Genomic DNA, 6,282 nt, shown 5'->3' with positions numbered 1-6,282 from the left:
GCCCTTCACCGCCCTGCCCGGCCACGACGATCTGGCCGACTTTCCGCCCGACTGGGCGGCCCACATCGAAATCAGCTGCTCATCCTGAAGGAGGCTCTCATGACATTCCCGATCCAGAAAACCGAGGCCGAGTGGCGCGCCCTGCTCGCCGAAAAAGGCGCCGAACCGGTGGCCTTTGAAGTGACCCGCCGCGCCCACACCGAGCGCCCGTTCACCGGCAAGTACGAACAGGTCTGGGCCGATGGCAGCTACCACTGCGTCTGCTGCGGCAACCACCTGTTCGACGCCGGCACCAAGTTCGACGCCGGCTGCGGCTGGCCCAGCTTCTGGAAAGCCATTCCCGGCGCCATCACCGACATCGTCGACCGCAGCCACGGCATGGTGCGCACCGAGACCGTGTGCAGCCAGTGCGGCGCCCACCTGGGCCACGTGTTCGAGGACGGCCCCGCCCCGACCGGACTGCGATACTGCATGAACTCCGCCTCCATCGACCTGCACCCCAAGGACCCGACATGAAAGCCCAGAACATCCTCCAGACCATCGGCAGCACGCCGCATGTGCGCATCAACCGCCTGTTTGCCGGCGCCAGCCAAGAGGTCTGGATCAAGTCCGAGCGCAGCAACCCCGGCGGCTCCATCAAGGACCGCATCGCCCTGGCCATGGTGGAAGACGCAGAAGCCTCGGGCGCCCTGCAGCCGGGCGGCACCATCGTCGAACCGACATCGGGCAACACCGGTATCGGCCTGGCGATGGTCGCGGCCGTCAAGGGCTACCAGCTGATCCTGGTCATGCCCGACAGCATGAGCATCGAGCGCCGTCGGCTGATGCTGGCCTACGGCGCATCGTTCGACCTGACCCCGCGCGAGAAGGGCATGAAGGGCTCGATCGCCCGCGCGCAGGAGATCGTCGCCAGCACGCCCGGCGCCTGGATGCCGATGCAGTTCGACAATCCGGCCAACACCGCCGTGCACGCAAAAACCACGGCGCAGGAAATCCTGGCCGACTTCCCCGAAGGCCTGGACGCGCTGATCACTGGCGTGGGCACCGGCGGCCACCTCAGCGGCTGTGCCCAGGTGCTCAAGGCCGCCTGGCCGCAGCTCAAGGTGTTCGCGGTCGAGCCCGTGGCCTCGCCGGTCATCTCCGGCGGCAGCCCGGCGCCCCACCCCATACAGGGCATCGGCGCCGGCTTCATCCCGGGCAACCTGAACACGGCCCTGCTGGACGGCGTGATCCAGGTCGACGCCGAACCGGCGCGCGAAATGGCGCGGCGCTGCGCCCGCGAGGAAGGCATGCTGGTGGGCATTTCCTCGGGCGCCACGCTGGCCGCCATCGCGCAGAAGCTGCCCGAGCTGCCGGCCAACGCCCGCGTGCTCGGCTTCAACTACGACACCGGCGAGCGCTACCTGTCGGTGGACGGCTTCCTGCCGGCCTGAAACCCGATCAGGCGCCGCGCACCAGCGCCATGACCTTGCCCGCGTCGAGCCCGCGGGCGGTCTGTTCGATTTGCGGCAGGTACTGGGACTGCAGGCGCTTGGCCGGGCCCAGCAGTTCCTGAAAGGTCTGCTGCAGCACGGCGGTGTTCATCACCCGCCCACCCGCGTAATAGCGCTTGGCCACCTGGCCCAGCGCGTACGTGGTGGCGAACGAGAAAGCCATGCCGGTGGCCGCCCCACCGATGCGCCCCAGCGTGCGGCCCGCGGCCTTGCCCAGCAGGCCGCCGATCAGCTTGCGGCCGAACTGTTCGATGTACTGCGAGGTGATGCCCACGCCCGCCGCGGCGATGAACTCGCGGATATGGCCCTGGTCCAGCTCCACGCCATGCGCCTTGCCCACGGCGTAGACCATCTTCACCTGCAGCGGGATGATGGCCATCGACGCCCAGGACTGCGGCAACAGCTCCAACGCGCCGTTGAGCAGCGCGTGGTTCAGGATGGTTTTGTCCAGCGCCTGGTCGCGTGCGGTGTCGGCACTGGCTGTGGCCACCGGCACGGATTGCAGCTCGGCGGGCATCGGTGCGGCGCTGGCCGGCGACGCCGTCTGTGCGACGGCCGCCAACGCGTCGGCCTCCTTGTCGAACGCGGCGGTGGTGCCGGCGTCCAGGCCCAGCCGCTGCCGCAGATCCTGCAAAAAGGCGGTCTCGGCCGGCGTCTGGCGTCCGTCCGCATCGCAGACGCACACCGCCATTTCGTAGGCCAGCATGCGCTGGTCGGCCTCGCGCAGCGGCGTCACGGCGTCCGCCAGGCTCAGACGGCGCAGCAGCACGTCCTGGTAGAGCTTGGTCAGGCCGGCCGCGGCACCGTCGTGGCCCAGGTTGTCGGCCATGCGCCGGATGGCCTCGCGCTCGGCATCGGCCTTGTGGCCATCGGCGAACGCGGCCAGGAGCGCAATGCCCAGGATCGCTTGCTGTTCGGATTCGGTCATGTGCAACGCACTCCCACAAATGGAAAGACAACAGAAGGACTGGAATCGACCGTGCCGTGCGCGCAGAGTTCCATCTGGCACCCAAATCCCCGCCGGCGCCTGGCCAGCAGCGCTGGCCGATAATCCGACGCATGCGTTTTCTGATCGACTTTTTCCCCATCGGCCTGTTCGTCGCGGCCTACAAGCTGCATGACATCTACACCGCCACCGCGGTGCTGATGGTGGCCACGCTGGTGCAGACCGGCATCATCTACGCGATCGACCGCAAGCTGCAGACCCTGCAAAAGGTGACGCTGGTGCTGGTGATCGTGTTCGGCGTGCTCACCCTGTTGCTGCACGACGAGCGCTTCATCAAGTGGAAGCCCACGGTGCTCTACACCAGCATGGCCATCGTGCTGGGGGCCGCGCTCTGGATCTGGAAGAAGAACTTCCTGCAGATCCTGCTGGGCAGCCAGCTCACCCTGCCCGCGGCGGTGTGGGCACGGCTGACGGTGATCTGGATCGGCTACTTCCTGTTCATGGCGGCCATCAACGGGTATGTCGCGGCCTACTACTCCACCGAAGACTGGGTCAACTTCAAGCTCTGGGGCTACATCTTTCCGGTGATCTTCATGGTGGGCCAGGGCCTGTACATCGCGCGCTACCTCAAGGAGCCGGACGCCGACAGCCAGGAGCAGCAGCCATGAGCACCCCCCTGGACATCACGGCCACGGCGATTGAAGCCACGCTGCGCCAGGCACTGGCCCCCACGCGGCTGGAAGTGCTGGACGAAAGCGCCGCCCACGCGGGCCACGCGGGCGCCAACGGCACCGGCTTCGGCACCCACTTCCGCGTGCGCATCGGCAGTCCCGCCTTTGCCGGCAAGAGCCGCGTGGCGCAGCACCGCCTTGTGTATGATGCGTTGCAAAAATTCACCGCCGCCGGTCTGCACGCCCTGGCCATCGAAATCCAGGCCTGACACATCGGCCGTGCGCTGAAGACACCCCCGGCACGTTTGGTCGCAGTGCGCGCGGAACGCCGGTGGCCACAACGGCTCTCACACCTTCCTCCCTCCCCTCAAGGTTCTCACATGAAAGTCACCCTGCAAGCGCTGAGCGCGGCCGCCCTGATCAGCGCCGCCCCCTGGGTCATGGCCCAGAACGTGGCCATCGTCAACGGCAAAGCCGTGCCCACGGCCCGCGTGGACGTGCTGGCCCAGCAAATGGCCGCTGGTGGCCGCCCGGTGGACGAAGCGGTCCGCGCCCAGCTCAAGGAAGAAGTGATCCTGCGCGAAATCTTCATGCAGGAAGCGCAAAAGCGCGGCATCGCAGCCAGCCCCGAATACCGCAACCAGATGGAACTGGCGCGCCAGACCATCCTGATCCGCACGCTGTTCGCCGACTGGCAGAAGAAGAACCCGGTGACCGACGCCGAGATCCAGGCCGAGTACGACAAGTTCGCGTCGGCCAACGCCGGCAAGGAATTCCGCGCCCGCCACATCCTGGTGGAAAAGGAAGACGAGGCCAAGGCCATCATCGCGGCCATCAAGGGCGGCGCCAACTTTGCCGATCTGGCCAAGCAGAAGTCCAAGGACCCGGGTTCTGGCGCCAATGGCGGTGACCTGGACTGGGCCAACGCCGCCAGCTACGTGACCGAGTTCTCCGAAGCCATGGTCAAGCTGGACAAGGGCCAGATGACCGAGACACCGGTCAAGAGCCAGTTCGGCTGGCACATCATCCGCGTGGACGACGTGCGCCAGGCCAAGCTGCCTGCGCTGGAAGAGATCAAGCCGCAGATCGCCCAGCAGATGCAGCAGCAGAAGATGGCCGAGTACCAGAAAGCCCTGCGCGAAAAAGCCAAGGTGCAGTGAGCGTGTGGGCCGCGTGCCCAGCGACCTCCCCAACAGCGCCCCTCGGGGCGCTTTTTTTCGGCTGAACGAGACCGGGTTTCCGCTTGATTTGATCAAACATTGATTCTTCTTCGGCGGATAGGCAGAATATTCACACCGATTTGATCAAATAAATGACCGCCATGCCCTCCCACCCCGACATCAAAGCCTTCCTGAGCGAGCACCACATCCAGGAAGTCGAATGCGTGATCCCGGACATGACCGGCATCGCGCGCGGCAAGATCCTGCCCAAGGACCTGTTCCTCAATTCCGGCCAGATGCGGCTGCCCAAAAGCGTGCTGCTCAACACCGTCAACGGTCAGCAGCCCGACAACGCCCCCTATGTGGGCGACACCGATCCCGACATGGTCTGCAGCCCCGACGAAAGCACGGTGCGCGTGGTGCCCTGGGCGGCCGAGCGCGTGGCGGTGGTGATCCACGACTGCGAGGAGTTCGACGGCTCGCCGGTGGCCCTGTCGCCGCGCAGCGTGCTGCGGCGTGTGCTGGCGCTGTACGAGGCACAAGGCTGGCAACCGGTGGTGGCGCCGGAGATGGAGTTCTACCTGGTCGCGCGCCAGCAGAACCCGCACGAGCCGCTGCAGCCCCCGCTGGGTCGCTCCGGCAAGCCCGAAGCGGGGCGGCAGTCGTATTCCATCGACGCCGTCAACGACTTCGACCCCTTCTTCCTGGAGCTCTCGCGGTTTTGCGAACTGCACCGCCTGGGCGTGGAGACGCTGATCCACGAGGCCGGCGCCGGCCAGATGGAGATCAACTTCACCCATGGCGATGCCATGGACCTGGCCGACCGGGTGTTCCTGTTCAAGCGCACGGTGCGCGAGACCGCGCTGCGCCACGGCATCTTCGCCACCTTCATGGCCAAGCCGATGGAGAACGAGCCCGGCAGCGCCATGCACATCCACCAGAGCATCCTGGACGCGGCCAGCGGAAAGAACATCTTCAGCGGTGACGACGGTGCGGTGACGCCGCATTTCCGCCATTTCATCGCCGGGCTGCAGCGCTACGTGCCGCTGGTCATGCCCATGCTGGCGCCTTACGTCAACTCGTACCGGCGCCTCTCGCGCTACATGTCGGCGCCCATCAACGTGCAGTGGGGTTACGACAACCGCACCTGCGGCATCCGCGTGCCGGAGTCCGATCCGGCCAACCGCCGGCTGGAAAACCGCGTGCCTGGCGTGGACGTGAACCCCTACCTGGCCATGGCCGCCACGCTGGCCTGCGGCTACCTGGGTCTGATGGAAAAACGCCAGCCGACGGAACCCATGAAAAGCAGCGCCTGGGACCACGACCACGAACTGCCCAGCCACATGGAAGACGCGCTGCGCCGCATGCGCGAATGCGAGCCGATGCGCGACGTGCTCGGGGGTGCGTTCATCGACGCCTTCCTCGCCGTCAAAGAACTCGAATACGCCACCTACAACCGTGTGATCAGCTCGTGGGAGCGCGAGCACCTGTTGTTGTTGGTGTGAGGACGCACCCCCTGCGCCGCTGCGCGGCTTCCCCCTCTCTCGCCTGCGGCGGGAGGGGGACGCACCTGGTGGCCCGGCGGAGCCGGTTCCACGGGTGCCCTGGAATGGGTCACGCGCGCCGGAGATTCCGTTGGCTATTCGAACCATGAGACAAGCGAGATGAGCTCTGCAACCTCTTCATCCAACAACCGGACCGGCCTGGACTGGGCCCGTGCGCAAGCCTTCCTGGCGCGGGAACGCGAGACCTATGCGCAGCGCAACCCGGCGTCGGCGGCGCTGGCCGCACAGGCCAATGAGCATCTGCTGTTCGGCGTGCCGCTTCACTGGATGAACGACTGGGGTACGCCGTTCGCCCTGCACGTGTGCCAGGCCAGCGGTGCGATCGTCACCGACGTGGACGGTCATCGGCTGGTCGATTTCTGCCTGGGCGACACCGGCGCCATGTTCGGCCACGCCCCGGCGCCGGTGGCGGCGGCGCTGGTGCAGCAGGCCACGCGCGGCTACACC

Annotated in this window: 7 protein-coding genes and 1 pseudogene; 7 read left to right on the top strand and 1 reads right to left on the bottom strand. The window is 66.7% G+C overall.

What is annotated here, in order from left to right; genetic code table 11:
• Positions 1–99 precede the first annotated feature (99 nt).
• Both msrB and cysK read left to right on the top strand, forming a co-directional pair.
• The gene (msrB, locus tag ACR2JA_RS01765; RefSeq protein ID WP_434007425.1) at positions 100–516 is read left to right on the top strand and encodes a peptide-methionine (R)-S-oxide reductase MsrB; all 417 of its coding nucleotides are present in this window, start codon (positions 100–102) and stop codon (positions 514–516) included.
• The gene (gene cysK / locus ACR2JA_RS01760; protein WP_434007424.1) at positions 513–1,433 is read left to right on the top strand and encodes a cysteine synthase A; all 921 of its coding nucleotides are present in this window, start codon (positions 513–515) and stop codon (positions 1,431–1,433) included. Before msrB ends, cysK begins: the two co-directional genes overlap by 4 nt.
• Before the next feature lie 7 nt (positions 1,434–1,440).
• Here the strand turns inward: cysK and ACR2JA_RS01755 are convergent, their stop codons facing one another.
• Positions 1,441–2,421, bottom strand: a complete 981-nt coding sequence (locus ACR2JA_RS01755) for a YcjF family protein (protein WP_434007423.1) — start codon at positions 2,419–2,421, stop codon at positions 1,441–1,443.
• A gap of 131 nt (positions 2,422–2,552) precedes the next feature.
• Between ACR2JA_RS01755 and ACR2JA_RS01750 the strand changes: the two genes are divergently transcribed.
• The 5 genes and pseudogenes from ACR2JA_RS01750 to ACR2JA_RS01730 all read left to right on the top strand — a co-directional run.
• Positions 2,553–3,107 (top strand): septation protein A, encoded by a 555-nt coding sequence (locus tag ACR2JA_RS01750; protein ID WP_434007422.1) that lies wholly within the window; start codon positions 2,553–2,555, stop codon positions 3,105–3,107.
• A complete protein-coding gene (locus tag ACR2JA_RS01745) occupies positions 3,104–3,379 on the top strand; it encodes a BolA family protein (protein ID WP_434007421.1) in 276 nt (91 codons plus the stop codon). The genes ACR2JA_RS01750 and ACR2JA_RS01745 overlap by 4 nt, the downstream gene beginning before the upstream one ends.
• Before the next feature lie 111 nt (positions 3,380–3,490).
• Entirely contained in the window at positions 3,491–4,270 is a 780-nt protein-coding gene (locus tag ACR2JA_RS01740) for a peptidylprolyl isomerase (protein WP_434007420.1), read from the top strand.
• Between the two features lie 161 nt (positions 4,271–4,431).
• Positions 4,432–5,775, top strand: coding sequence for a glutamine synthetase family protein (locus tag ACR2JA_RS01735; protein ID WP_434007419.1), 1,344 nt, complete (start codon positions 4,432–4,434; stop codon positions 5,773–5,775).
• Positions 5,776–5,934: 159 nt separating this feature from the next.
• Positions 5,935–6,282, top strand: a pseudogene (locus ACR2JA_RS01730) (aspartate aminotransferase family protein); the annotation flags it as partial.

Origin of the sequence: Hydrogenophaga sp. (genome assembly GCF_051007235.1) — a bacterium.
In the GTDB taxonomy this organism is placed as follows: Bacteria; Pseudomonadota; Gammaproteobacteria; order Burkholderiales; family Burkholderiaceae_C; genus Hydrogenophaga.
The sequence above is the reverse complement of the archived record's forward strand: the minus strand, read 5'-3'. Positions and strand labels throughout refer to the sequence as shown.

Bases quoted from the DNA above. Each gene is read 5' to 3' on its own strand.
- ACR2JA_RS01755 (WP_434007423.1), bottom strand. From the start codon at position 2,421: ATGACCGAATCCGAACAGCAAGCGATCCTGGGCATTGCGCTCCTGGCC.
- cysK (WP_434007424.1), top strand. From the start codon at position 513: ATGAAAGCCCAGAACATCCTCCAGACCATCGGCAGCACGCCGCATGTG.
- ACR2JA_RS01740 (WP_434007420.1), top strand. From the start codon at position 3,491: ATGAAAGTCACCCTGCAAGCGCTGAGCGCGGCCGCCCTGATCAGCGCC.
- ACR2JA_RS01735 (WP_434007419.1), top strand. From the start codon at position 4,432: ATGCCCTCCCACCCCGACATCAAAGCCTTCCTGAGCGAGCACCACATC.
- ACR2JA_RS01750 (WP_434007422.1), top strand. From the start codon at position 2,553: ATGCGTTTTCTGATCGACTTTTTCCCCATCGGCCTGTTCGTCGCGGCC.
- msrB (WP_434007425.1), top strand. From the start codon at position 100: ATGACATTCCCGATCCAGAAAACCGAGGCCGAGTGGCGCGCCCTGCTC.
- ACR2JA_RS01745 (WP_434007421.1), top strand. From the start codon at position 3,104: ATGAGCACCCCCCTGGACATCACGGCCACGGCGATTGAAGCCACGCTG.